The sequence below is a fragment of the Acutalibacter muris genome, from assembly GCF_002201475.1.
GTDB classification, from domain to species: Bacteria; Bacillota; Clostridia; order Oscillospirales; family Acutalibacteraceae; genus Acutalibacter; species Acutalibacter muris.
Genome location: NZ_CP021422.1, coordinates 836,205 through 861,718, shown reverse-complemented (window position 1 = coordinate 861,718; position 25,514 = coordinate 836,205). Strand labels below are relative to the sequence as shown.

Genomic DNA, 25,514 nt, shown 5'->3' with positions numbered 1-25,514 from the left:
GGGTGTGGGGCAGCGCCCCACGATCTTGCCAAAGGCCATAAAATATACTAAAAAATCCGGAGGATTGATTAAAATGAACAAACAGCTTAGAAAAGCCGTAATCGCCGGCAACTGGAAGATGAACAAGACCCCCGCCGAGGCCAAGGAGCTCATCGCCGCCATCGCGCCCTTAGTGAAGGACGCGACAGTTGACGTTGTGGCCTGCACCCCCTTCGTGGACCTCTCTGCCGCCCAGGAGGCCGCAGAGGGCACCAACCTCCAGATAGGCGCAGAGAACTGCCACTGGGCCAAGTCCGGGGCCTTCACCGGCGAGGTCTCCGCCGAGATGCTCAGCGCCATGGGCGTGAAGATCGTCATTATCGGCCACAGCGAGCGCCGCCAGTACTTCGGCGAGACCGACGTGACCGTCCATGACCGCACCCGGGCCGCCCTGGACGCGGGGCTCACCGTCATTCTCTGCGTGGGCGAGACCCTTGAGCAGAGGGAGCAGGGCATCACCAACGAGCTCTGCGCCATGCAGACCAAAATAGCACTGGGCGGCGTGTCCGAGGAGGAGCTGAAGCGCATAATAATCGCCTACGAGCCCGTATGGGCCATCGGCACCGGCAAAACCGCCACCGCCGAACAGGCCAACGAGGTCTGCGCCGCTATCCGCGAGACCGTCAAGGAGCTCTACGGCTGCGCCGCCGGCGACGGCATCACCCTCCAGTACGGCGGCTCCATGAACGCCGGGAACGCCGCCGAGCTGCTGGCCCAGCCCGACGTGGACGGCGGCCTTATCGGCGGCGCGTCTCTGAAGCCCCAGGACTTTGCCGCCATCGTCGAAGCCGCCACAAAAGGTTAAATCATGAAAAAAGATTACGGATTCCGCCTCCTCCTATGGATCGCGTCCATCGTTTTCACCTGCACCAGATACCTCTGCGCCTCTATCATGTGCGCCGGGGCTCTGGGGGATAAGGGCACCTATGAGCAGGCCCTGGAGGTCCAGGGCCCCTTCCTGCCGGCCATGTCACTGCTCTGCCTTTTCGGCGCGCTGCTGCTGACCTGCACGGATCTGGCCATTACTATCCGCAACCGCAAAAATAATAAAGACAAATAAGATACAAACGAAAGGAACACGGTTATACCATGAAAAAGCCTCTTGTTCTGATGATACTTGACGGCTTCGGCATCGCCCCCAAAGAGGGCAACGCCATAGTCGCCGCCAGCACCCCCAACCTGGACCGCATTTTAAAGGAGAACCCCGTCACCAAAATAGGCGCCTCTGGCCTTGACGTGGGCCTTCCTGACGGGCAGATGGGCAACTCCGAAGTGGGCCACACCAACATCGGCGCTGGCCGGATAGTGTACCAGGAGCTCACCCGCATCACAAAGTCCGCGGAAGAGGGGGATATGGAGAAGAACCCCGCCCTGGTCCACGCCATGCAGTCCGCTAAGGAAAACGGCAAGGCCCTCCACTTTATGGGCCTCTTATCCGACGGCGGCGTGCACAGCCATAACACCCACCTGTATGCCCTTCTGAAAATGGCGAAAAAGACTGGCCTTGAGAAGGTGTTCGTCCACTGCTTCCTGGACGGCCGGGACGTGCCCCCCTCCAGCGGCAAGGACTATGTGAAGGAGCTCATGGAAAAACTCCAGGAAATCGGCGTGGGCAAGGTGGCCACGGTCATGGGCCGCTACTACGCCATGGACCGTGATAACCGCTGGGAGCGCGTCGAAAAGGCCTATGCCGCCATGGTCTACGGCGAGGGCCAGAAGGCCGAATGCCCGGTATGCGCTGTGCAGCACTCCTATGACGAGAACGTCACCGACGAGTTTGTGGTGCCCACGGTGGTGGAGGGCGCAGAGCCTATCGAGAGCGGCGACTCCGTTATCTTCTACAACTTCCGCCCCGACCGGGCAAGGGAGATAACCCGCACCCTGGTCGACCCGGACTTTGCGGGCTTCGAAAGGAGGGGAGGTTTCTTCCCCCTCACCTACGTGTGCATGACCCAGTACGACGCCACCATGCCCAACGTGGACGTGGCCTATAAGCCCGAAAGTCTTGAGAACACCTTTGGCGAGTACCTCTCCAAGAATGATTTGACCCAGCTGCGCATAGCCGAGACCGAGAAGTACGCCCACGTGACCTTCTTCTTCAACGGCGGCGTGGAGAAGCAGTACCCCGGCGAGGACCGCATACTGGTAAAGTCCCCCGCCGTGGCCACCTATGACCTCCAGCCTGAGATGAGCGCCTATGAGGTCACGGACAAAATGGTGGAGGCCGTGAAGTCCGGCAAATATGATGCGCTTATCCTTAACTACGCCAACTGCGACATGGTGGGCCATACCGGCGTGTTCGAGGCCGCCGTCAAGGCCGTGGAGGCCGTGGATACCTGCATAGGCCGGGTGGAGGCCGCCGTGAAGGAGATGGGCGGCTGCATACTCCTGACCGCCGACCACGGCAACGCCGACCGCATGGTGGACGACGACGGCACCCCCTTCACCGCCCACACCACCAATCCGGTGCCCTTCTGCGTCATAAACCACCCCTGTGAACTCCGCTCCGGCGGCAGGCTGGCGGACATCGCCCCCACCATGCTCAAGGTATTGGGGCTCCCCCAGCCCGCCGAGATGACCGGAGAGAGCATTATAAAGTAAGATAATTTCCTGCTCTTTGAAAGGAGGCCCTCTGAGATGGAAACCTCCGATATTATCGGACTGGTTATCACGATTATAGTGGGACTTGGACTTATCGGGCTCTCTGTGCCGCTGCTCATGGGCAGGTGCGCCGGACTCATCGCCGGGTACAGCACCATGACCAAGGAGGAGCGCAAGACCTGGGACGTGTCGGCCTTGGCCAAGTTCACCGGGAGGATCCTGCTGATAATCGGCCTGCTGACCCTGGTGCTCATGCCCGTGATGTGCCTTTGCGAGATCCCCTGGCTGACGTGGGTGTACTCCCTTGCCGTAATAGGGCTGGGCGTGTTCGCGGCGGTCTGGTGCAATACCGGGAACAGGTTCAGGAAATAGTTTACCGCGACAGAAAGCCCCCGGCCCAGTTCCGGGGGCTTTTAATCTATTTGCCTTTTTCTCTTGACCTTCAGCTCCTTTTGTTGTAGAATTTATATATGTTTAATCTGTTTCTTTACACTCTCCAATATACCGTTCTGAAAGGAGCCAAACTATGAAATTTTCTGAAATGCCCTATGCCCGCCCGGATATGGACAGTCTCTTTAAACAGCTGGACAACCTGACCGCCCAGCTACAGGACGCCCCCGACGCCCAGGCCCAGCTGGAAATCTTCGACGCGAAGGATAAGCTGATGTCCCGTTTTAACACCCTTTCCAGCATCTGTTCCATCCGCAATACCGTGGACACCCGGGATAAGTTCTATGAGGAGGAGCAGGAGTATCTCGACGGACAGTACCCGCTGGTTTCCGAAAAGGTGCAGGCCTTTAACAAGGTTCTGGTGACCTCTCCCTTCCGCAGGGAGCTTGAGGAGAAGCTGGGAGCGCTGCTGTTTACGAATATAGAGCTGGAGCTCAAGTCCTTTTCCCCGGAAATTGTCCCTCTCCTGCAGGAGGAAAACCGGCTTAGCACTGAGTATCAGAAGCTGTACGCCAGCGCCCGCATCGAGTTTATGGGCAAGACCGTCACCATCGCCCAGCTGGGGCCCTATAAGCAAGACCCGGACCGCACGGTGCGCAAGGCGGCAATAGAGGCCGAGGGCGGCTTCTTTGACCAGCACAGGCAGGAGCTTGACGAGCTGTACGATAAGCTGGTGAAAAACCGCACAGAACAGGCTAAAAAGCTGGGCTTTGAAAACTACGTGCCCCTGGGCTTTATCCGCATGGGCCGCAACTGCTATACCCCCGAGGACCTTAGCAGCTTCCGCAGCCAGGTGGTCCGGGACCTGGTGCCCCTGACCGTCAAGGTCAAGGCCCGTCAGGCCAAGCGCCTTGGAATAGACGACTTCAAGTTCTACGACAACACCTTTATGTTCAAGGGCGGCTCCGCCAAGCCCCAGGGCACCCCCGAGGAAATAATGGCCGCCGGCAGAAGGATGTACCATGAGCTCTCAGAGGAGACCGGGGAATTTATCGACCTTATGCTGGAGAACGAGCTCTTTGACGTGCTGGCCAAGGAGGGTAAGGCCCCGGGCGGGTACTGCACCAGCCTGCCCGACTATAAGTACCCCTTTATCTTCTCCAACTTCAACGGCACCTCCGGGGACGTGGACGTGCTCACCCACGAGGCGGGCCACGCCTTCGCAAACTTCATCGCCGACCGCACCATACCTGTCCCCGACAACCGCTGGCCCAGCATGGAGGGCTGCGAGACCCACTCCATGAGCATGGAGTTTCTCACCGCCCCCTGGCACCACCTGTTCTTCGGGGAGCAGACCCAAAAATACGAGCTCTCCCACGCCGAGGACGCTTTAAGCTTTATCCCATACGGCTGCCTTGTGGATCACTTCCAGTACGAGGTCTACAGCCACCCGGAGATGACCCCACAGGAGCGCAACGAGACCTGGGCGCGGCTTGACAAAATGTACCGCCCATATCTTGACTTTGAGGGTCTCCCCTTCTACGGCCGGGGCGCGGGCTGGCAGCGGCAGATGCACATTTACCAGAGCCCCTTCTACTATATCGATTACTGCCTGGCCCAAGTGATGAGCCTGCAATTTTTCGCCCTGTCCCTAAAGGACCGTGACGAGGCCTGGAAAAAGTATATGGACTTTGTCCGTTTGGGCGGCACCAAGACCTTTATCGGCCTGGCCCACTCCGTTAATATGCGCTCGCCCATCGACGAAGGCTGCGTCAAGGACGTATGTACGGCAACTTTTGAGTGGACAGAGCAGCATCTTGTGGAGTAAGAAAGCAAAGCCCCTTTTCCTAAAGGAAAAGGGGTTTCTTCTTTTACGGCCGAATATGTTCAAAAATCACCAAGCTATTAAGCTTCTTCGCCCTACTATACTCGTCCTCGTTTCTAATCGTCCAACTGACCTCCTGCATCCCCAAAAGCCCTTTGGAAAACCCCATAGACGGAATATCCCTGGTGTGGATATCATAGGCCTCGAAGTTGGGGCGGGTGTGGAAGTTTGTCAGCATATGTGTGGCGCAGAAGGCCTTGAAGGCGTCCATGCCCTCGTCGCCCTTTTTAAACCTGCACATAAGCTGGCCCCGCACAATCTCCGGCCTGTTCTCCCTAAACCACGCCACTATCCGCGGGTCGAAGCTCTCAACACAGTAAGGGCCCTTATAGCCCTCCAGCTCCTTCATGGCAAGCCCGCAGAGCTCCGCCGGGTCGTTATAGCCCTTGAGTTCAATAATAAGCGGCGTGCGGCCTTTTAGTGCCCCCAGCACCTCTCTGAACAGGGGGATATGCTCAGATGTGCCGAAAAGCCTGTATTTCCGGAGCTGCTCATAGGTCAGATCCGCTATGGTCACCTCCTCGCCACAGCTGCGCTTTAGGGTGGGGTCGTGGTGCACCACCACCTGCTTGTCTTTGGTAAGCTGCAAATCGAACTCCATGCCATAGCCCTTCTCCTCGGCCAGCCTGAAGCCCGCAAGGCTGTTCTCAGGAACGCCGTCCGAGAGCTCATGCAGACCTCTATGGGCATAGTCAAAGCCCGCAAAGGCCCCGAAGTCCGGCTTCTTGTTCATCTGCGGCCCTATAAGCCAGAGCCAGAGAATAAAGAGCACAAGAAGTAAAGCCAACACCAAAACTAACCAAACCATATAGCAGCCCTCCTTAACCTTCCGCCCTTGCCCGCAGCTTCTTTCCCAGAGGGAACAGTACCCCGCCCGCCGCGTTGCCCAGGGTCATCACCACAAGATACAGCACCGTTTTACCGCTCCAGGCCCCGGCCACGGTGAAGTAGAACATATTGGCCACGCAGTGCTCAAAGCCTGCCTGGACAAAGACCACCACACCCAGGAACAGCCCCAGGTACTTCCCCAGCTCATGGGGATTCTCCCTATAGCTCTCCACCGAAAGGTATATGAGTATGTTGCAGAATACCGCCAGGAGAAACACGCTTAAAAGCCCGTCCGACAGCTTTCCCTCGCATATGCCCTGGGCTTTTTCTATCACGTCCAGCCGGGTCAGGCGCAGCAGTCTCCCCATCAGCAGCGTCCCCGTTAAATTCCCCAGCCATATGAGCCCGCAGCGGACCGTATAGGCCGGGGGGTTCTGGAATATGTAGCAGACCTTTCCTGTAAACAGGTCCAGGCCCAAGGTGCAGACCGCGAACAGTCCCACCGAAAAAAGGGCGGCTCCCGCCGTGCGGCTCTCGGTACACAGGAACACCGCGCCGCCAATGGAGATGGCCGCCCCGGCTAAAACCGCGCTTATAAACGTGGCAAGCTTTTTCACTTCTCTCCCCCCTTATCTGATTCCTGCAAATTATATCACGGAACCCGGGGGTTTTCAAGTGTCAATTCAATTTTTGGGCGTATACGTCTATCTTATGCTCCAGCCGTCCGATGGCCTCGTCCATACGCTGCCGCTGCACCACAAGCTCCTCCCGCTGCCGCTTTAAAAGCTCGTACCTCTGGCGTATGGTGGAGTCCCCCTCAAGGGAGAGCCTCACATACTCCACGATGGCCTCTACCGTCAGCCCGGCGTTTCTAAGGCACTTGGCCAGCTCCACCCAGCCCAGGTCCTTCTCCTGATAGTCCCTGTGCCCGCTCTGGGACCGGGTCACGCGGGGTATCATCCCCACACGCTCGTAATACCGCAGGGTGTCCTGGCTGAGTCCATAGGTCTCGCTTACTTCTTTTATCGTCATGCTTTTCACCTCTTTCGACCATTATACTATCTTGAGCTAAGTCCAGGTCAAGGGGTATTTTACACTTTTTTACCCTGTCCCTCCTTGCGCACGCGCCCCCGCTGTGGTAGAATATTCCCCAGCACCCATTAAAGGAGGGCTCCTCGTGATAGTCAGCGCCAGCCGCCGCACAGATATCCCCGCCCGCTTCTCCCCCTGGCTCTTTAACCGGCTCAAGGAGGGCTATACCCTGGTTCAAAACCCCATGAACCCCCGGCAGGTAAGCCGGGTAGACCTGTCTCCAGAAGGAGTGGACGGGCTGGTGCTCTGGACAAAGAATCCGCTGCCTATGCTCCCTGAGTTTCACAGGCTTGACCGTTATCCCTACTACCTCCAGTTTACTCTCACCCCCTATGGCAGGGATATAGAGCCGGGCCTGCCTGAGAAACCGGAGCTTATAGAGGGCTTCATAAAACTCTCTGAGAGCCTGGGCCGCCACAGAGTCATATGGCGTTACGACCCCATACTGCTGTCTCCGAAGTACAGTTGGGACTTCCACCTGAGTGCCTTTGACCGGCTGGCGAAAAGGCTCTCGCCCTATACGGAGAAATGCATCTTCAGCTTTTTGGACAGCTACCGCTGTATGGCCAGGGCCGTCCGTGAGCTGGGGGTCTGGTACCCCTCCCCCGACCGGCAGTTCGGCATGGCCCGGGAGCTGGCCGGCATAGCCGGGCAGTACGGCCTGCCCCTTGAGACCTGTGCCGAACCTCTCCGGCTTGAGGAGCTGGGCATAGGCCACGCCCGGTGCATCGACCCGGAGCTTCTCTCCCGTATAGCCGGACGGCCCGTTAAAGCCAAAAAGGCCTCCGCCCAGCGCCCGGGCTGCGGCTGCGCCCATAGCGTGGATATCGGTATGTACAGCACCTGCCAAAACCGCTGTGTGTACTGCTATGCGAACCACAGCAAAAAGGCCCTTGAGGAGGCCGCTCGCCTCCACGACCCCAACGGGCCCCTGCTGATTCCGCAGCGCAGATAAATCCGGGTTTTCCTGCTTGACTATCTTATCCCAATCGTATATAATATTGTGGGTGATATTCCATGAGCATTTTTAAAAATCTATTCTCAAATAAGAAAAATACTGAAAGCTCCCAGCCGGCCTCCACCCCGGCGCCCCCGCCCCCGGCCCCACTGCCGGAGTTCATCGAGGGTATGTCCCTGGACATTTTCACCGAAGACGGCGTTGAGCTGCTTACCGGCCAGGTGTCCGAACATTCAGAGGCCAGCCTAACGTTGGAGCGGCTGCCCGGCTGGCTCTCCTTCGATACCTGTCCTGCGGGCTCCACAGTGTTTGTGCGCGGGTATAACCGGCGTATGCAGAGCTTTAACCTAAAGGCCACTGTTGTGGAGAGCAGCCGTATAGTTATGAAGGTCGCGGACATGGTGGTTGAGTACACACCGAACCTGCGCAAGAACTTCCGTCTGCCCATAAACGGCACGGCTTCTATCTTCAGAGAGGACGACGAGCGCTTTTCCCGGCCCGAGCAGTGTCTCCTGGTGGATCTCAGCATAGGCGGCGCCTGCATAGAGAGCGAGTATGTCCACGCCGAGGAGGAGGTGGTTCTTCTGCGCTTTAAGCTGGACGACTACCCGACTATGACCTTTAAGGGCCAGATAATCCGCGGCGCGGAGCACAAGGATAACCGCTACCGTTATGGTGTACTCTTCGCCCAGCTGACCCGGGAGGAGCTGACCAACCTTACCCGCACTCTCTATAACATACAGACCGGCAACCGGCAGATTTGGGATAGGAACAAAATCGGGACCTGGGGCTGAACATAACCAAAACATTGAGCCAGGCTTTATAAGCCTGGCTCCTTTCTATTTTCCCCAGGATCTGAAATAGTCCGTGCGCACAGCCTCCATCGAGGTCTCCACCCGCTGTATCAGCTCCGCCGCACGGTGGTCTTCTCCTGTCTGCGTACCCTCGCCGCCGGTAAAATAGGTCTCGCCGTCATACCAGCCGCCATTGGGAAAGGGCACAAGCCCCTCCCCCGGGGAGAATACGCTCTCCCCGGCGTAGTAGTTGAGGGGCGCGTCAAGGCCAAAGAGGTCCGCTATGGTGGGCGCCACGTCCAGGGAGCAGACGGTCTTGTCCACCTTCACCGGCTCCAGCCCCGCCCCCACCAGCACGCAGGGCGTGTGGTAAAGCTCCGGCGTCCCGGCCCTTACCCCCTTAAGCTGGGCTATAAACTCCTTATCGCTCATATACTTCCCATAGTGGTCGGCATAAAATAGCAGGGCGGTATCCTTCAGGAGCCCGCTCTCCTCAAGCCTGTCCATCAGCCCGCCAATAAACTGGTCGGTCTCCATGGCGTGGGCCACGGCCCGAGTATACTCCTCCATATTCTCCGGCGTGCTTGTAACGCCGCTCTCCTCCACCGCCCGGCGCGCCTTCTCAAGGTGGGGCGCGGCGATATTGCCCATCTCCTCGGTATAGGGGCCATGGCCCGAATAGGTGATGATATAGGTGTAAAAGCTGTCCCCCGCCGTCATGCTGTCGAAATCCCTAAGCATCTGAGAGTCCAGCTGATAGTCGTCCATACCCATGTCCGTATAGGAGTGGTACTTCTCAAAGCCCAGGTTCTCGTGTATGCTGCCCCTGCTGTATATGCCGGGGCTGGCCGGATGGAAGGAGTTTACCCTATAGCCCTCGCCCTTAAAGAGGTTCGCAAGACTCAGCGGGAAGGCGTTGGTGGAGTAGCCGCTGTTGGGCATACCCACCGCCGGGGGCACCAGCCCGGTCTGGGTTATTATCTCCGTGTTGAAGGTCCCGGCCGAGAGGAACAGCGGGGTGTAGAAATCGGTGAACTCCACACCCTCGTCCATAAGCCTACAGAAATTTGGCATATACTCCGGCCTCGCCATCCAGGTGTCTATGCTCTCAAGCATTACCAGCATCAGGTTCTTGCCCCTAAGGCTCCCGCTGAACTCATTGGCCGCGGGCAGCACCCTGCTCTCGAAAATCTCCGTAAGCTCCTCCGCGCTGCGGGCGTCCGTGCCTATACCGAAGGAGACGGCGAAGTTACGGGCAGTATACTGGTAAAGGCCGGTGAGCTTCATACTGCGGTTGGTATCTGTGAAGCTCCTGTATACCAGCGCGTCCTGGTCCACGGACGCGTCCCAGGTCATCACATAGCTCTCCTCTGGCATAAGCCGCTGGTGGGTAAAGCCCAGCCCCAAAAGGCAGAGGGGTACCAGGGCCAGCGCGCAGCCACGCCTTATCCAGAGCCTCCTCCCGGCGGCCTTGGGCTTTTGCGCCAGCACCATGGCCGCCGCCACCATCAGCAGGAACACGAGCACAAAAAAGTACATCTTCTTCGGCAGCCGGAAGTAGGTCCAGCTGAAGAATTTGGCCCCGTCTCCGGCGAAGTTCATGTCCGCAAAGCTGAAAAAATGGCCGAAGACGTTGTACATCACGCCGTGCAGCACCACTAAAAACGCGAAGAACACCCCCAGCGCCCCCATAGCTATGCGCCGCCCGAGTCTTGGCAGCAGAGCTATAAGACAGGTAATCAGCAGCGCCCAGCAGCCGGTGAAGGCCATGGGCTTCAGGCTAAGGAGCCTTGTGCCCCCCGCCGCCCCCGCGTATACCCATCTGAAAGCGTAGTCCAAAAACACCAGCGCCGTGAAAAACAGCGGCAGACTCGCTAGGCCGAACCGGCGGGACAGGCTGCCAAGGGTATCCCGAATTGATTTAATAAACTCCTTCAAAAGCCGTCACTCCTAACAAAAAAGATGAAAAAGGCCTCCCCGGCGGGAAGCCCTTCTTTGCTCAGTCGTCCTCCGCGTTTCTCGCTTTGTACAGGTTAAAGCGGAACAGCTTGGATTCGTCCGACTCCTTCTCGCACATCACGAAGGCCTCGGCGATCTTTCCGCCCTCGATAAGGGTCGTAAGGCCCACCAGCTGGCAGAGCTTGCTCTTCAGGTTCAGCCGGTTGCCGTCGCGCGTCATCAGGTAGACCTCGCCCTCGCAGCTGTCCAGCACCTGCAAAAAGGACGGCACGTCGATATCATGTAATTCTACCATTCTTGGGGACATAGGATCTCCTCCTTTCGCCTTGTAAACTGTTTGTACTGGCATATCATAGCACAAGTCGCGGGAAAATGCAAGCCCCGGCCGTCTCTCACTTACGTATAAGCTTCCCCAAAAGCCCCGACTTCCCAAATATCTTCACGCTCTTGAGCCACCCGGGCTCTATCCGCTCCAGCACCACCTGTGGGGTCTGATAGGCGCTGAGCTTGCGCTGGTCCTTCAGATCCTCCATCAGCTCGTTATAGCGCCGGACGCTTATCTCCTCGCAGTCCGGGCGCAGAGCCTTGTAGTTGCCGGGCTTTGAGAACTTGAGGGCATAGATGAAGTCCGCCCAAACGCCGTACTCGGTTATGTGCACGAACTCCTCCGGCACGTCCAAAGTCAGCCGCACAGAGCCGGAAACCTTCCCGCCGGTGTTCTGCTTCTTTCCCTTCACCACCGCGAACACCGGGCACTCGCAGTGCAGCCCCAGCATATCTATAAGCGCGTCATACTCCCGGCGCAGGGACAGGTTCGGCTTGGCCCGGTAGACCTCCCCGTTTTTCAGGGTACGCAGCACCACCTTGGACTGGTAGGTTTGCAGGATCATATCAGGTCTCCCCTTTCTCCTCTTTTTCCTTTTTCTCTCTCAAGTATTCCTCCGGCGTTTTCACCGCCCACTCGTATAGGTACGTGTCGAACACGCCCACCCGGTTTGGGCGTATCAGGAACCGCCGCAAAAGCGCGTCCTCGTCCTGGCCGGTGCCGCCGTAGAACGCGTCGGCTATACCCCCAGCAATACAGCCCACCGTGTCCGTGTCGCAGCGCACGCTGTAGACGTTCCTAATGCAGCTCTCCCAGTCCTCAGACTCTAAAAAGCATCGGAGAGCCAGGGGCATAGTCCCCATGGCGGTCACGTCAAACTTACCAAAGGGCCGGTACAGGAACAGCGGGCGCGCAACGGTATACTTATACCTTCTGCGCATATAATATGCGATCTCCGCCTTGCTGGCCCCGGTGCGCGCCATAAACACCGCCGCCGCCGTGGCCTTTGCGGCCCTGACCCCCTCGGGGTGGTTATGGGTACACATGGAGCTGAGCCCCGCCTCCCTCTCCACCTCCTCAAGGGTGTCAAAATGTCCTCCTATGTAGCTTACCCGCATGGCCGAGCCGTTTCCATAGCTGTTATAGCCCTTCTCAGAGCGGCTGTGCAGCCAGCTCTTAAACATGGGCCCATAGCCCGCCTGCATATACCGCCGCCCGAAGCGCTGGTACGCCCGGAAATAGGGCACGCCGGTTATCACCGCGTACTTTGTGGCCACGGTCAGTACGGTGTCGTCGGTGTATTTGCTCATGGCACCAAAAAGCTCCTCGCTCCTCCAGTCGAATTTCTCCGGCCTGGTAAACTCAAAGCGCGACCCGGCGATATCCCCAAGAATGGCCCCGTACATACCCTCACTCCCTGTGCCCCTTATATATGGGTATTATAACATGGAAGCGGGCATTTTTCTATCTGTAATATTGCACAAAGAAAGAAAGCCACCCAAAGGCGGCATTTTATTTATGGTACGGCGCTCCCCGCAAAATCTGAAGCCCCCTGTAAATCTGCTCACAGAGCATCACCCGGGCCAGCTGATGGGGAAATGTCATGGGCGACATGGATATCCCCCGCCCCAGGCCCTTCACCTGGTCCGCAAGCCCATAGGAGCTGCCAATCACAAAGCTCACCGCCCCCGGGCTCTGCATGGCCCCTGAGAGCAGTCTGCTGAAGCCCTCCGAGTCCAGCTGCCGACCCTCTATGCACATGGGGACTATAAGCCCGGAGAGCCTTGGGGTTATCGCTTCCCCCTCCTTTTCCAGCGCCGCCGATATCTCCCCCGCCGTGGGCGAGCCCGGCAGCTTCGCCTCGGGCAGCTCCACTATCTCAAACCGGCAGAGGGAGGACAGCCGCTTCTCATACTCCCTCACCGCCGCCCGCCAGAACTCCTCCTTCAGCTTCCCCACACAGACTATCTTCACCCCCAGCATAACCAACCGCCCCCTAAAATATCACGGTCTTGCTCTCGGTGTTCTCGGGCGCCGCCACCTGCAAAATAAAGTCCACGTCCCGGACGAACCCCGCCTGCACCAGGACCGACAGTGAGGTCTCAAGGGCCAGCCTTGGAGTATTGTTGGTGTCGCTGAGATGAGCCAGCATATACCGGCGCACCCCGCTCTTCAAAAGCTCCGGCAAAAACCCTGCGCAGGCGGCGTTTGAAAGGTGTCCCCGGTCGGAGAGTATACGCCGCTTCAGGTGATAGGGGTAGGGGCCGTTCCGCAGCATCTCGATATCGTGGTTTGATTCCAGCACCACCAGGTCACAGCCCAAAAGGTTCTCCTTCACCTCAAGGGAGAGATAGCCCAGGTCCGTCGCCAAGCAGAAGTCCCTGCCGTCGCTGGTATGTACCCGGTAGCCCGTGGGCTGCAGGCAGTCGTGGGAGATGGGAAAGGGCTTGACCTCCATCCCGGAAATCTCCGCGCCTGACTTTATGTCGATAAGCTCCACACCCTCCAAAGACCCTGATATGGCCCTTATTGTCCCCTCAGAGCCGTACACCGGCAGGCCGTACCTCTTTGCGAACACCCTAAGGCCGCTGATATGGTCGCTGTGCTCGTGGGTGACCAGTATCCCCCCCACCGCCAGCGGGTCTATGCCGCAGAGCTTCATGCGCCCCTCAAGCCTGCGGGCGCTTACCCCCGCGTCGATGAGCACCCCTGCGCTGCGGGACCCGAGATACGAGCTGTTCCCGGAGCTTCCCGAGAACAGCGGGCAGAACCTGGCCATGTCTGCACCTCCCCATAAAATCACCCTGCCAACCGGGCAGGGTGTAAAACTCTTCTTGCCAACATCGATCAGCCCACCTGATACACGGCCCGCCCCGGGTCCTTCTCCAGGTAGATATCCGCCCCAAGGCTTGCCAGCTTGTCCACTATATTCTCATAGCCACGCTCGATATACTTGATGTTCTCCACCTGGGTAACCCCGTCGCACATGAGCCCGGCCAGCACCATGGCTACCCCGGCCCGAAGGTCCAGGGCACGCACCGGCGCCCCCTTGAGCCTGGGTACGCCCTCCACCACGGCGAGACTGCCTTCAACAGTGATCACGGCCCCCATCTTCCGAAGCTCGTCCACATACTTGAAGCGCCCGCCGCTGAAGATACTCTCCGTTACCATACTGATGCCCCCCGCCCCGCAGAGCAGGGTGGTTATCTGGGGCTGCATATCCGTGGGAAAGCCCGGGTGTGGAAGGGTCTTCACGTTGCACTTTCTAAGCTGCCTGTCGCAGGTGACCCGCACAGTGTCGTCCCCCTCCTCCACCCGCACGCCCATCTCCACCAGCTTCGCGGAGATAGACGCCAGGTGCTGTGGCGTCACATTCTTTACGATTATATCCCCCTGGGTGGCGGCGGCCGCCATCATATAGGTGCCCGCCTCGATCTGGTCGGGGATTATGGCATAGGTCACGCCGCGAAGCTGCTGCACGCCGTGTATCTTTATGGTATCGGTGCCCGCGCCCCGCACGTCCGCGCCCATGGTGTTCAAAAAGTTCGCAAGATCCACCACGTGGGGTTCCCTTGCGGCGTTCTCAATTACCGTCACCCCACGGGCCTTTACCGCCGTGAGCATGATATTGATCGTTGCTCCCACAGACACCATGTCCAGGTAGATATGCGCCCCAAAAAGATCATTGGGAGCCACCACGGAGATCATACCGCCGTTATCAAGGCTGTGCTCGCAGCCCAGAGCCTCGAAGCCCTTCAAATGCTGGTCAATGGGCCGCACCCCGAAGTCGCAGCCACCCGGCAGGGGCACCAAAGCCCGTCTGCACCGGCCCAGAAGCGCGCCGATAAAGTAGTAGGAGCCCCGCATACGCCGGGCCACCTCGGCGCTGACAACATGGGTGTCAATAGGCCTAGGATCAATCTCTATTGTGTGCCGGTCCGGGTAGCTAACCACAGCCCCCATCTCCTCCAGGATATATGCGGCGTTTTTAACGTCGGAAATATCCGGCAGGTTCTCGATACGGCAGGGGGAGTCGGACAGGATCACCGCCGGCAGTATGGCCACCGCGGCATTTTTAGCGCCGTTTATTACGACCTCGCCACAAAGGCGGCGACCGCCATGAATCACATATTTATCCAAATTTCCACTTCCTATGGGGCCGTCAAGGCCACAATTCTGGCCCCCGCCCGGAATTTTTCATCTGCAAATATTATTGGAGTTCATGTTAATAATAATACATTTCGCGTCAAAAGTCAATCCCTGGAACGCAACATATGTGTAAATGTGAATTTTCTGTGAATTTTTACAAGCTTCGACGGTCCCGCACGTCGCTGAAAAAAGTAAATTCCCCGGGCAGCCCCGGCCAGTGCTTCTGCATGGGGACGGGGTAAATCCGCGCTGAGCGCACCTCCTCCACAGTCAACCAGCGGTAGTTATGCTCCTCGCCGTCACTGTCGGCCAAAGTAAACTCTTCCCGAAGTGACGGGAGCCCGCACCAGTCCATCTCCGCAAGATAGTACATGGCTATCTCATGGACCGGCCGCTCCCCCAAAACAAAAAAGCTCTCGCACAGCCAAAGGGGCCTGACGCTCCGGGCGCTCAGACCCAGCTCCTCGCCTATCTCCCGGCACAGGCCCTCCTCCATGGTCTCGTTCATGCGTACCCGGCCCCCTGGCAGGTAGTAGTGGTCAATATTTGGCTCCTTCATGGCAAGGAGCAGTCCGTTATGCACAAATATCCCTGCTGTGCGGAAATTGAAAAGACCCTCAGATGTGGGAAATTTAACGTCGCCGCCGGGAAGGACAGCGCTGTTTTCCGTGATCAAAGTAAACCGCTCCGGCAGGTTCGGAAAGCTCTGCTGGACAAAGTCCGGGTGAATATAGTCCGGCGAGTCCCCAAGCTCCAGCCACTGAAAGAAGTGCCGGCAACCGTCGGTATCCACCCGGTTAAAATGCCCCTCCAGGCTTGGCAGAGCGCCCCAGTCCAGCTCCACTAGGAAGTATACCTCCAGCCCATGATATGGCGGCTCAGTACGGCCGTCAATGCTTTCCCGAAGCCATAGTGGCCGTACCACCCTTGAGGACACGCCCAGCTCCTCCCAAATCTCCCTCTGCAAAGCCTCCGCCATTGTCTCGTTCAAGTGCACACGCCCGCCTGGCAGGTAGTGGAAATGGTCGCTGTCTGCCTCATCGCGCATCCCCAGCAGCCTGCCGCCGTGGGGTATCACTGCCGCTGCCCGGAAATTGAACCGGCCCTCCGCCGTTATAAAATTGCAGTCCATAACACACCTCCTACTTCCTCCCCACTATGGGCTTCTCCTCGCCCCTCAAGAGCCTGCCAATATTAGCCCTATGCTTTATGAGCACCAGCGCCCCCACAAACAGGCTCACTCCAACGGCCGTCAGTAAGTACCAGACAGGGCGCCCCCATCTCTGAAAGTCCACCAAGAACACTATCAGGAACGTGTACACCGGGTACAGCGCCGCGCAGGTCACAGAGGCCAGGGAGATTATTTTCCTCCACAGGAACAGTAGGCCAAAGGTAGCAATAACAGCCAGAAACACCCGCCAGTCCGTAAGGGCTATCATGGCCGCCGCGGCCACTATACCCTTACCGCCCCGGAAGCCGTAGTATACCGGGAAGATATGCCCCACCACGCAGGCCGCCCCGGCGGCATACCGGGCGCACCGCAGCAGTTCGGCTGTGGGGGCGTAGTCCGGGGACAGCAGCACGTCCGGGTTCATGAACATCCAGTTCATTATCAGCTGGCTCAAAAGCACCGCTATGACGCACTTCAGAAAGTCCCCCGCAAAGGTCAGAAGGGCCGGCAGCTTGCCCACACTTCTGAGCACGTTCGTCATGCCCGCGTTGCCGCTGCCCTGGTCCCGGATGTCCTTTCGCTGGACTATGCGCGTCAGGATTATTGCCCAGTTCACCCCGCCCAGCAGATAGCCTATCACCGCCGAAATAACCAGCGCAAGTATAATGACTGCCTTCGCCTGCATATTCATGCCCCCCCTGTTTTACTCTTTTTCGTCCTTCTTATCCCTTATCATCAGCCGCACCGGCGTGCAGTCCAGCCCGAAGGTCTCCCTTATGCGGTTTATAATGTACCGCTGGTAGGAGTAGTGGAAAAGCTCGTGGTCGTTCACAAAGCACACGAAGGTGGGCGGCTTTGTGCTGGCCTGGGTCATATAGTATATCTTAAGCCTGCGTCCCTTGTCCGTGGGCGGCTGCACCCGGTTTACCGCCTGGGCCAGCACGTCGTTTAAAGCCCCGGTGGTCACCCGCATGGCGTTGCTCATGGCCGCCATTTTAATGAGCTCGAACATTCTGTCAAGCCGCTGGCCGGTCTTGGCGGAGATAAAGATGATAGGCGCGTAGCTCATAAAGGAGAAGTCCTCACTGAGCTTCAGGCGCATCTGGTCCATGGTCTTGTCGTCCTTCTCCACCGCGTCCCACTTGTTCACACAGACTATGCAGCCCTTCCCGGCCTCGTGGGCGATGCCCGCCACCTTGGAGTCCTGGTCCGTAAAGCCCACGGTGCCGTCTATCAAAATCAGGCACACGTCCGCCCGCTCCACGGCCATCTCAGCCCGAAGATTGCTGTAATACTCCACCGAGTCCTCCACCTTGGACCTCCTCCTGAGCCCGGCGGTATCTATAAAGGTAAAGGTGCCGTGCCGGTTCTCTATGGTCATGTCCACCGCATCCCTGGTGGTCCCCGCCATGTCGGAAACGATACAGCGATTCTCCCCGGCCACCCGGTTCACCAGAGAGGACTTGCCCACGTTGGGCTTGCCTATAACCGCCACCTTTATTATCTCCCCGTCGGGCTCCTCCTCCTGCTGCTCCGGCAGGGATTCCATCACCCTGTCCAACAGGTCCCCGGTGCCGTGGCCGTGGACCGAGGACACCATCACCGGGTCCCCCAGTCCCAGGTTGTAGAATTCGTAGAACTCCACCGGCGGCTGGCCTACGCTGTCGCACTTATTGACGCAGAGCACCACCGGCCTGCCGCTTTTTAGGAGCAGGTCGGCCACCTCCTGGTCCGTGGCGGTGACCCCCGTGCGCAGGTCCGTGACGAAGATTATGGCGCTGGCGGAGTCTATGGCTATCTGGGCCTGCTCCCGCATCTGTGTCAGGAGCACGTCCCGGCTGGCGGGCTCCAGTCCCCCCGTGTCCACCAGGGAGAACTGCCGCCCGCACCACTCCGCGTCCCCGAAAATACGGTCCCTGGTGACTCCGGGGGTGTCCTCCACTATGGACAGCCTGCGGCCCACTATCTTGTTGAAAAGGGTGGACTTGCCCACATTTGGCCTGCCCACAATGGCGACTATCGGTTTTGACATATTATACCTCCCAGCTCTTATACTCATACGGGTCGTGCCCGGCCTCGCCGCTTTGCTCAAAGCCCATAACAGCTGCAAACAGCTCCTCCCCGGAGCCGCCCACTCTCACCGCCGGGACTCCCAGCCGCTCCGAAAGTCCCGAAAGGGTCATGTCGTCCAGGAACACGTCCTCCCCGGCCCTCAGCATATTGTTGGCAATCAGCACTTGATCCCCCAGCTCTCTCCCGGCAAGCTGTTTGCATATGTCCCCCCCGGTCAAAAGCCCAGTGACGTTCACCGTTCCACCGAAAAAATCATTCGTTATAGGCACCAGGTCTATACATAAATTATGGCACCTATCCCGCAGCACGTCAAGCATTTTATTCAAAAAAGCATATCCACACTCCCCGGTAGGTATGGTCACGTGCCTGGGGCTGCTCAACTCTAACTCCCCGGCCTCCTCCAGCGCCCACATAAAGCTATCCTCCAGGTCCCTGAGCATACCCACGCCGTTCTCTATCTGGGGGAAGTCCTCATAGAATTCCAAAGGCGGCAGTTCCCGCCCGGCCAGGATATACAGCTCGTCCGAGGCATACACGGTCCGGGCTCCTCTTTGGGCCTTGCCTTTATCCCCCCAGCCCTCGATAATATCCAGTGCGGCGCCCGCCGTCTCCCGGTCAAAGGGGATAAGAGGGTAAAGCCCCTCCCGGTATCTCGTCAGCCCCACCGGCACACAGGCCACGCTCTGAAGGCTCCCGCCAAGGCCGTAGAGCTCCCTTAAGGTGAACTCCAGCGCCTCGCCGTCGTTCAGCCCCGGGCAGAGCACTATCTGGCAGTTGAGCTTTATGTCCCCCTGGGCCAGCCTGTACAGGTGCCGCAGCGACTCCCCGGCAAAGCGGTTGTTCATCATCCTGCACCGAAGCTCCCGGTCCATGGTGTGAACGGAAACGTTTATGGGGCTGATGTGCATTTGCAGAATCCTGTCCACCTCTCGGTCGTCAATATTCGTCAGAGTGATATAGTTCCCGAACAGAAAGCTCAGTCTGTCGTCGTCGTCCTTAAAGTACAGCGTCTCCCTCATGCCCTTCGGAAGCTGGTCAATGAAGCAGAACACGCACTTATTCCGGCAGGACCGTTCCCGGTCCATCAAATAGCTCTCAAACTCCAGCCCCAGCTCTGCGTACCGGGGCTTTATGAGCTCCAGCCGGTACTCCCTGCCGTCCCGCTCCAATATGAGCGCCAGCTCCCGCTCTGTCTCAAAGAAACGGTAGTCTAAAATATCCCCTATCTCATGGCCGTTTATGCTTATCAGCCGGTCCCCGGAGCGTATTCCCGCCCGAAAAGCGCGGCTGCCCGCTTCTACTCCTTTTATCCGCACCATATCACTCGCACCCCGCGCATCTCTTTGCAAAGCCACTATGTCCCCGGGCGAACTCCCTCTCAAGGCCCTCTATGCCCTCCCGGGCCCAAATCTCCTCAAGATAGAACATCCCGGCCATGCAGAGGAACTTGTCAAAATATCCCCCGGCCGTGCCCTCATATATCAGCCGCTCCTGTTCACTCTGCTCTCCACATTCCAGGGCCGCTCTCAGCTTCTCCCTGCTCCTATCCCGCACCTCGCCGTACTGGCTCCAGTCCACCTTGTCAAGCTCCATGCCCCTAAAGGACAGCAGGTGGGCAAAGCCCTCGTTAAAGGCCAGGGCGTCAAGGCGGCTCAAATATTCGCCGTGCTCCCCGTCCTCCACCACCTCCGGCGCTCTCAGTGAGATAAGTGAGTGGGTCAGCTCGTGGGTGAGCATGTTCCCGGCGGCCTCTTTGATATGCCCCAGGTACGCCGTCCAGCGGAGCATGTCCAGTATGATGGCCTCGCCCCCCTGTGGGTCCTTGGTGCTTACCGCGTCATAGGGCTCGGGGTAGCCCACTATCAGCAGCAGCTCCACCCCGGCGGTCTGCTCCCGCCATTCGGGGAACATCAGGTCCCATGCGGCCCTGTTCACCGGGGAGAAGTCCCCGGCACAGTCCAGCACCTGACGGTACACCTCCCTGACCCTCTCCCGCTCCGAGCCCTCCGGCTCCGCATATGGAGGGTGCCCTCCTCCAAAACACCACTCGTCCCTAAACCTGCCTGTCGGCCCCCCGGCCAGGTACTCCTCCACAATATGGCTGTCTATGATCACGCGCCGCACCTCCTATAAAGTTTCACCCTTCAAACAAAAAAGGGAGCGCCCAGAACACCCGGCGTTCCCTTCTCGTCGTTACTCAAGGTCCCTTACGCGCCTTTTACTTCGACCACTTTTCGGCTGTTATAGAAACCGCAGTGTGAGCAGACACGGTGGGGAGACTTATACTCGCCGCACTGGGGGCACTTCATCAGCGCGGGGGCCTGAAGCTTCCACACGTTGGAGCGCCGCTTGTTCTTGCGGGCGCTGGACAATTTTCTCTTGGGTACCGCCATTTTCAGCACCTCCTTAATCTATAATGGATAGATCCTTAACAATTTTACAATAGCTGCCTTAGGACCTCCAGCCTTGGGTCCACCTGGGGCGCCCCGCACTTACAGGGGCCTTCGTTCCAGTTTTTGCCGCAGCTGGGACAGAGCCCCTTGCAGTCCTCCCTGCAAAGGTACTGTCCGGGCATGTCCATCAGCAGGTCCTCCAGCACCAGCGCATCAAGGTCCAGCCGCTCGTCGGGCACAGTGATAAACTCCCCCGTGTCCTCACGGCTCTCCCTGACTAAGGTGTGGGAGAACTCCTTGGTATATTCGCGCGTCACAGGCTCCGCACACCGGTCGCAGGGCATACTCATTGTATACTCCACCCGGGCAAAAAGCTCAACCGACCCCGCAAAGCCCCTCAGCCTGGCCCTGACCCTTACGGGCGCACAAAACGGCTTGGCACCGCCCAATTCCACCCCGGAAAGGTCCAGCTCATACTGACGCTCGATTACGCCGTTGGAGTTACGGTCAAAACCGTCCTCCCCCTGAAAAAGCTTCCTAAGATCAATTTCCATTTCGCGCCATACCTCAGTATATTATAGTTTCCCTCTTGGGATTTGTCAAGACTTATTTCAGCACGCAGTCCATTATGCCCGCAGGGATATCCTCCTCGGCGGCAGAGACGGACAGCACTATGTTTGTGTCCGCGGACTGGCTCAGCTTTTTGAGCTCCTCCACCAGGGCTTCTATCTCCCCCGCGCCTGTGCCGGTTATCTTCAGAGTTGAATCCACAAAAATATCCGTCACGTCGTAGTTGCCCGCGCAGATGCCGCAGATAAAGCCCTGAAGATTCTGGGCGCCCTTGATGTCATATGCGTCGGAGTCCACAAGCCTTGCGGCATAGGGGATGTTATAGGTCATCTGCTTGCCCTTCTCGATAACCACCACATTGCCGTTGGACTTCTCCAGAGCCACGTTCACCAGCTCAATGAGCTTCTTTGTCTTGCCGGAGCCTTTCTTTCCTGTTAAAAGAGTAACCATGTTTAACTCTCCTTTGTGTTTTATATTTTCCTCAGCCCAAAAGCCCGGGCTGAAAGGGTCGCGTTTATCAGCCCTTTATGCGCTCCTCCAGCGCTGCCTTCTGGTCCTCGTACCCGGGCTTGCCCAAAAGGGCAAACATATTCTTCTTATAGCTCTCCACACCAGGCTGGTTAAAGGGGTTCACGCCCAGCATATAGCCGGAGATGGCGCAGGCCTTCTCAAAGAAATATATTATCTGTCCAAGGGTATCCTCGGAGAAGTCGCTGGCGTGTATCACCACGTTGGGCACCCCGCCGTCGTTATGGGCAAGCGCCGTGCCCTCAAAGGCCTTTTCATTTATAAAGGCCATGCTGCGTCCCTCAAGGTAGTTAAGTCCGTCCACATCCTCGGGGTCCTTTCCAAGAGTCACCTGGTGCTTCGGCTGGTCTATGAGCACCACCGTCTCAAAGAGCTGCCGCCGGCCGTCCTGGATATACTGGCCCAGGGAGTGCAGGTCGGTGGAGAACACCACAGAGGCCGGGAACAGGCCCTTCTGGTCCTTGCCCTCGCTCTCGCCGTAAAGCTGCTTCCACCACTCGTTCATCATGGCATAGCAGGGCTCATAGCTCACCATGACCTCCACGGACTTGCCCTTATTGTAGAGGATATTCCGTATGGCCGCGTACTTATAGCAGTCATTCTCGTCCAGCTCCGTGCTGGTATAGGCCTTCATGGCCCTTCTGGCCCCGTTCATAAGGGCGTCAATGTCGCACCCGGCCACGGCTATGGGCAGCAGACCCACCGCCGTCAGCACCGAGAAACGCCCGCCCACGTTGTCGGGCACCACGAAGGTCTCAAAGCCCTCCTTGTCGGCCAGCTGCTTTAAGGTGCCCTTCGCCTTGTCGGTGGTGCAGAAGATGCGCTGCCTCGCGCCCTCCTTGCCGTACTTCTTCTCCAGCAGCTCCCTGAACACCCGGAAAGCTATGGCGGGCTCCGTGGTGGTGCCGGACTTTGAGATCATGTTGATGGAAACGTCCCTGCCCTCGCAGATAGTCACCAACTCCTGCAAGGCCGTGGAGCTGATGGAGTTCCCGGTAAAATAGATGTCCGGGGTGTCCTTCGGCAGGTCGTTATACTTATCCGACTTCAAAAACTCGATAGCGGCCCTGGCCCCGAGATAGGAGCCGCCGATGCCAATGACAATAAATACCTGGGAGTTCTTCTTCACGCGCTCGGCCGCGGCCTTTATCCGCGCGAACTCCTCCTTATCATAGTCCTCCGGCAGGGTGACCCAGCCAAGGAAGTCGCTGCCCTGGCCCTTCTGGGACATAAGCTGCCCGGCGGCGCACTTGACAGCGGGGGCTATACCCTCATACTCGTGTTGTGAAATAAAGCCTTTTAAATACCTGTCGTCCAGTTTTAGCGGCATTTTCAAAACTCCTTTGCCCGCCCGGACAGGGCGGAAACTTTTTTCTGCTTCTATTGTACAATAAACCGAAGCATTTTGCAAGGCAAGTTTCAGAGATTAAATAAAAACTTTTTATGTCCCTCTCTTAAAGCCCCAGAAAGCTGTGAAGAAGATAGGTGAACGCCGAGGAAAAGCTTATCTTTTCCACGTCCCCGGCGGCGGTAATATCCACCTGGGCCACCGTCTCGCCCCCGGCGGAGTAGGTTATCCTGCCGATAACGTCCCCCTTCTTCACCGGGGCCTTTATATCTGGGTTTATGGATACGCTCTCCTCTATCTCCCCCATAGCCGCCGACTCCATGAGTATCTCCGGGCTCTCCCCGGCCACTGCCCCCACGGTTTCCTCCATGCCCCCCTTCACCGGCACGTCCGGCAGCTGCGGGCTCTCCGGCACCGTCACCGACCAGCCCCCAAAGCCATAGTCCAGAAGGGCCGCCGCGTCCTTGAACCTGTCGTCGGTGCTCCCCGCCCCCAGAACGACCGCTATAAGCCGCAGACCGTTCCTCTCCGCCGTGGCGGTGATACAGCTCCCCGCCTGTGAGGTGGTCCCGGTCTTTAGCCCGGTTATGCCCTTATAGCTCCTTATGAGCTTATTGGTGTTCACCAGCTGGGTGGCCCCGTCCCGCACGTAGTCTATCCAGGTGAGGGTATAGTCCGTTATCTTCTCGTGCCTAATAAGCTCCCGGCTCATAAGGGCCACGTCATAGGCGCTGGTCACGTGCCCCTCCTCGTCCAGGCCGTTGCAGTTCTTAAAGACAGTCTCCTCCATGCCCAGCTCCCCGGCCCTCTCGTTCATGCGGGCCACAAAGGCCTCCTCGCTCCCGGCCACGTTCTCCGCCAGCACCACGGCCGCGTCGTTGGCGCTCATTATCACCGTGGCCTTTATCAGGTCGTCCACGCTCATGAGCTCCCCCTCTTTAAGCCAGATGTCCGAGCCCCCCATGGAGGCCGCGTGGGCCGAAGCCGACAGCTGGTCAGAGAGAGAGAGCTGCCCGCTCTCCAGCGCGTCAAAGGTCAGGCACAGGGTCATGACCTTCGTGATGGACGCGCAGGGCCGCACCTCGTGGGCGTTCTTTTCAAAGAGCACCCGCCCGGTCCCGGCCTCCATGAGCACGGCGGCGGGAGCGGACACCTCCACGCCCTCTCCCCGGGCGGCAAACCCCGGCAGGTACAGCGCAGCCAGCAGCAGCGCCAGCATAAAAGCGACGGTCTTTTTCATAAATATACACTCCTTGCAGATAGGTGATAGGATGGTATAATTATATGCCCGCCCACCCCGGTATAATGCAGAAAAGCCCCCGGCTTCGCGCCGGAGGGCTTCTGCGTATGGCAGGGAATGGGTTTAGCAGCTTTTAATTGTTACGTTAAATATCAATTTTCCTTTCCATAAACAACCAAGCTGTTCCCGGCTGTGCATATGTGCTTGCACGGCCATAGACCATATTATAAGGAAGATTGTAGGATGCCATAGGAAGAATATAACTAACGCCCTTTGAACTTCCCACACCTGTCCTCAATTTATGATTTAACTCTATTCCAGTATCAGATCTTAATCCAAAATTTATTGTGGTCATACCACTTGTAACAAATTTTGCTGCCCATAGATGAAACTGATTACTATGCTCGAATTCGACTGGAAACCCATAAAAGTTGGATGCTATACTGCTAGTTACCTTAGGCACTTACTTATACTCTGAATGAATTACTGGATTAGAATTAGCACGAGCCAAACCCATGCCATTAACCAAATCATCCATTAGAGAGGTGAACGAATCTAAATCGTTGCTCTCGCTTTCTTCAGTGTAGACAGGTACATCACTAAGGTCACACTGATTTCTCGGGACGTCCCATCCTGGAAACAGCTCGCTGAACAGAGGGTCAAAAGAAACTTCCCGCGTATCAGGGTCAGCTGAGTAGCTTATTGCTCCGGGCACATCAACATCATTTACCCAGCTATAGCTATAAATAACTGTCTTTCTGGCATCGAGTATTTTCTCCTTCAACTCTGAGTCAGCTTTGTCAATGTCCATATAGGCCAGTTCCAAAACCTCCGGGTCGATATCGTTTTCAGCAGATTGAGCTGATATGTCCTCCACAACAGTCCAGCCGGCAGACACAAGGGCTTCCTTAGCTATCTGCTCAGCTTCTGCCGAACTCAGCACACCATTTTTCATAGGTTCACGCAGAGCGTCAGCAATAATTTCAGACGCATCTGTTGTAGCTTCATCAGCTGTTTGCGCCGAAGCCGTCATGCCCAGCAGACACACCATTAGTGCCGCTGCCAGCGCAATAATATACCTCTTCATAGAAACGCCTTCCTTTCAACATGGTTTTAATTTGGTTCCTTATTGAAAACTTCCCCGCCATACCAATTTTCAATAAGTACCCTA

At 57.7% G+C, this 25,514-nt stretch carries 29 protein-coding genes; 7 read left to right on the top strand and 22 right to left on the bottom strand.

Annotation, left to right across the window (positions count from 1 at the left end):
* Positions 1-73 precede the first annotated feature (73 nt).
* From tpiA to ADH66_RS04320, 5 genes are all read left to right on the top strand, one after another.
* Positions 74-844, top strand: coding sequence for a triose-phosphate isomerase (gene tpiA / locus ADH66_RS04340; protein WP_066535246.1), 771 nt, complete (start codon positions 74-76; stop codon positions 842-844).
* 3 nt (positions 845-847) lie between these two features.
* The gene (locus tag ADH66_RS04335; RefSeq protein WP_066535249.1) at positions 848-1,099 is read left to right on the top strand and encodes a hypothetical protein; all 252 of its coding nucleotides are present in this window, start codon (positions 848-850) and stop codon (positions 1,097-1,099) included.
* A gap of 29 nt (positions 1,100-1,128) precedes the next feature.
* The gene (gpmI, locus tag ADH66_RS04330; protein WP_066535251.1) at positions 1,129-2,640 is read left to right on the top strand and encodes a 2,3-bisphosphoglycerate-independent phosphoglycerate mutase; all 1,512 of its coding nucleotides are present in this window, start codon (positions 1,129-1,131) and stop codon (positions 2,638-2,640) included.
* Positions 2,641-2,676: 36 nt separating this feature from the next.
* On the top strand, positions 2,677-3,012 hold the full coding sequence (locus ADH66_RS04325; RefSeq protein ID WP_066535253.1) for a DUF3784 domain-containing protein: 336 nt from the start codon (positions 2,677-2,679) through the stop codon (positions 3,010-3,012).
* Between the two features lie 154 nt (positions 3,013-3,166).
* Positions 3,167-4,858, top strand: coding sequence for a M3 family oligoendopeptidase (locus ADH66_RS04320; RefSeq protein ID WP_066535256.1), 1,692 nt, complete (start codon positions 3,167-3,169; stop codon positions 4,856-4,858).
* 43 nt (positions 4,859-4,901) lie between these two features.
* On the opposite strand, the gene ADH66_RS04315 is transcribed toward ADH66_RS04320, so the two are convergent.
* The 3 genes from ADH66_RS04315 to ADH66_RS04305 all read right to left on the bottom strand — a co-directional run bounded on the left by ADH66_RS04315 (position 4,902) and on the right by ADH66_RS04305 (position 6,775).
* Entirely contained in the window at positions 4,902-5,723 is an 822-nt protein-coding gene (locus tag ADH66_RS04315) for a glycerophosphodiester phosphodiesterase family protein (RefSeq protein ID WP_066535259.1), read from the bottom strand.
* A gap of 13 nt (positions 5,724-5,736) precedes the next feature.
* Entirely contained in the window at positions 5,737-6,360 is a 624-nt protein-coding gene (locus tag ADH66_RS04310; RefSeq protein WP_066535262.1) for a formate/nitrite transporter family protein, read from the bottom strand.
* Positions 6,361-6,421: 61 nt separating this feature from the next.
* On the bottom strand, positions 6,422-6,775 hold the full coding sequence (locus ADH66_RS04305) for a MerR family transcriptional regulator (RefSeq protein WP_066535265.1): 354 nt from the start codon (positions 6,773-6,775) through the stop codon (positions 6,422-6,424).
* A 145-nt stretch (positions 6,776-6,920) separates the two neighbouring features.
* Here ADH66_RS04305 and ADH66_RS04300 point away from each other — a divergent pair, with 145 nt between their 5' ends.
* Together ADH66_RS04300 and ADH66_RS04295 are read left to right on the top strand one after the other, a co-directional pair.
* The gene (locus ADH66_RS04300) at positions 6,921-7,790 is read left to right on the top strand and encodes a DUF1848 domain-containing protein (protein WP_066535268.1); all 870 of its coding nucleotides are present in this window, start codon (positions 6,921-6,923) and stop codon (positions 7,788-7,790) included.
* A gap of 62 nt (positions 7,791-7,852) precedes the next feature.
* Complete coding sequence (locus tag ADH66_RS04295; protein ID WP_066535271.1) at positions 7,853-8,587, top strand: PilZ domain-containing protein; 735 nt, start codon at positions 7,853-7,855, stop codon at positions 8,585-8,587.
* A 45-nt stretch (positions 8,588-8,632) separates the two neighbouring features.
* Here the strand turns inward: ADH66_RS04295 and ADH66_RS04290 are convergent, their stop codons facing one another.
* The 19 genes from ADH66_RS04290 to ADH66_RS04205 form a co-directional block, all read right to left on the bottom strand.
* Entirely contained in the window at positions 8,633-10,525 is a 1,893-nt protein-coding gene (locus ADH66_RS04290) for an LTA synthase family protein (protein ID WP_066535273.1), read from the bottom strand.
* A 61-nt stretch (positions 10,526-10,586) separates the two neighbouring features.
* Positions 10,587-10,853: a hypothetical protein gene (locus ADH66_RS04285; RefSeq protein WP_066535274.1), complete on the bottom strand. Its 267-nt coding sequence runs from the start codon at positions 10,851-10,853 to the stop codon at positions 10,587-10,589.
* A gap of 85 nt (positions 10,854-10,938) precedes the next feature.
* Positions 10,939-11,436: a hypothetical protein gene (locus tag ADH66_RS04280; RefSeq protein ID WP_066535278.1), complete on the bottom strand. Its 498-nt coding sequence runs from the start codon at positions 11,434-11,436 to the stop codon at positions 10,939-10,941.
* A gap of 1 nt (position 11,437) precedes the next feature.
* Positions 11,438-12,277, bottom strand: coding sequence for an ADP-ribosylglycohydrolase family protein (locus tag ADH66_RS04275; protein ID WP_066535280.1), 840 nt, complete (start codon positions 12,275-12,277; stop codon positions 11,438-11,440).
* Between the two features lie 106 nt (positions 12,278-12,383).
* Positions 12,384-12,854: a 23S rRNA (pseudouridine(1915)-N(3))-methyltransferase RlmH gene (locus ADH66_RS04270; protein ID WP_066535282.1), complete on the bottom strand. Its 471-nt coding sequence runs from the start codon at positions 12,852-12,854 to the stop codon at positions 12,384-12,386.
* 13 nt (positions 12,855-12,867) lie between these two features.
* Complete coding sequence (locus ADH66_RS04265; protein WP_066535287.1) at positions 12,868-13,650, bottom strand: MBL fold metallo-hydrolase; 783 nt, start codon at positions 13,648-13,650, stop codon at positions 12,868-12,870.
* Between the two features lie 68 nt (positions 13,651-13,718).
* A complete protein-coding gene (locus tag ADH66_RS04260) occupies positions 13,719-15,011 on the bottom strand; it encodes a UDP-N-acetylglucosamine 1-carboxyvinyltransferase (RefSeq protein WP_066535289.1) in 1,293 nt (430 codons plus the stop codon).
* Positions 15,012-15,174: 163 nt separating this feature from the next.
* The gene (locus ADH66_RS04255) at positions 15,175-16,152 is read right to left on the bottom strand and encodes an NUDIX domain-containing protein (RefSeq protein WP_066535291.1); all 978 of its coding nucleotides are present in this window, start codon (positions 16,150-16,152) and stop codon (positions 15,175-15,177) included.
* Between the two features lie 10 nt (positions 16,153-16,162).
* Positions 16,163-16,876, bottom strand: a complete 714-nt coding sequence (plsY, locus tag ADH66_RS04250; protein WP_066535297.1) for a glycerol-3-phosphate 1-O-acyltransferase PlsY — start codon at positions 16,874-16,876, stop codon at positions 16,163-16,165.
* Between the two features lie 18 nt (positions 16,877-16,894).
* Complete coding sequence (gene der, locus ADH66_RS04245) at positions 16,895-18,223, bottom strand: ribosome biogenesis GTPase Der (protein WP_066535300.1); 1,329 nt, start codon at positions 18,221-18,223, stop codon at positions 16,895-16,897.
* 1 nt (position 18,224) lies between these two features.
* Entirely contained in the window at positions 18,225-19,583 is a 1,359-nt protein-coding gene (locus ADH66_RS04240) for a DUF512 domain-containing protein (protein WP_066535304.1), read from the bottom strand.
* Position 19,584: 1 nt separating this feature from the next.
* Positions 19,585-20,379 (bottom strand): hypothetical protein, encoded by a 795-nt coding sequence (locus tag ADH66_RS04235; protein WP_066535306.1) that lies wholly within the window; start codon positions 20,377-20,379, stop codon positions 19,585-19,587.
* Between the two features lie 92 nt (positions 20,380-20,471).
* Positions 20,472-20,657 carry a 50S ribosomal protein L32 gene (gene rpmF, locus ADH66_RS04230; RefSeq protein ID WP_066535309.1) on the bottom strand — a complete coding sequence of 62 codons (186 nt, stop codon included), beginning with the start codon at positions 20,655-20,657 and terminating at the stop codon, positions 20,472-20,474.
* A 44-nt stretch (positions 20,658-20,701) separates the two neighbouring features.
* A complete protein-coding gene (locus ADH66_RS04225; protein WP_066535312.1) occupies positions 20,702-21,211 on the bottom strand; it encodes a YceD family protein in 510 nt (169 codons plus the stop codon).
* A gap of 52 nt (positions 21,212-21,263) precedes the next feature.
* Positions 21,264-21,677: a hypothetical protein gene (locus ADH66_RS04220; RefSeq protein WP_066535314.1), complete on the bottom strand. Its 414-nt coding sequence runs from the start codon at positions 21,675-21,677 to the stop codon at positions 21,264-21,266.
* Between the two features lie 67 nt (positions 21,678-21,744).
* On the bottom strand, positions 21,745-23,085 hold the full coding sequence (locus tag ADH66_RS04215) for a glucose-6-phosphate isomerase (RefSeq protein WP_066535316.1): 1,341 nt from the start codon (positions 23,083-23,085) through the stop codon (positions 21,745-21,747).
* A 124-nt stretch (positions 23,086-23,209) separates the two neighbouring features.
* Positions 23,210-24,343, bottom strand: coding sequence for a D-alanyl-D-alanine carboxypeptidase family protein (locus ADH66_RS04210; protein ID WP_066535321.1), 1,134 nt, complete (start codon positions 24,341-24,343; stop codon positions 23,210-23,212).
* Positions 24,344-24,488: 145 nt separating this feature from the next.
* Complete coding sequence (locus ADH66_RS20570; RefSeq protein ID WP_207653029.1) at positions 24,489-24,698, bottom strand: hypothetical protein; 210 nt, start codon at positions 24,696-24,698, stop codon at positions 24,489-24,491.
* A 108-nt stretch (positions 24,699-24,806) separates the two neighbouring features.
* Positions 24,807-25,430 (bottom strand): hypothetical protein, encoded by a 624-nt coding sequence (locus tag ADH66_RS04205; RefSeq protein ID WP_066535323.1) that lies wholly within the window; start codon positions 25,428-25,430, stop codon positions 24,807-24,809.
* Positions 25,431-25,514 lie beyond the last annotated feature (84 nt).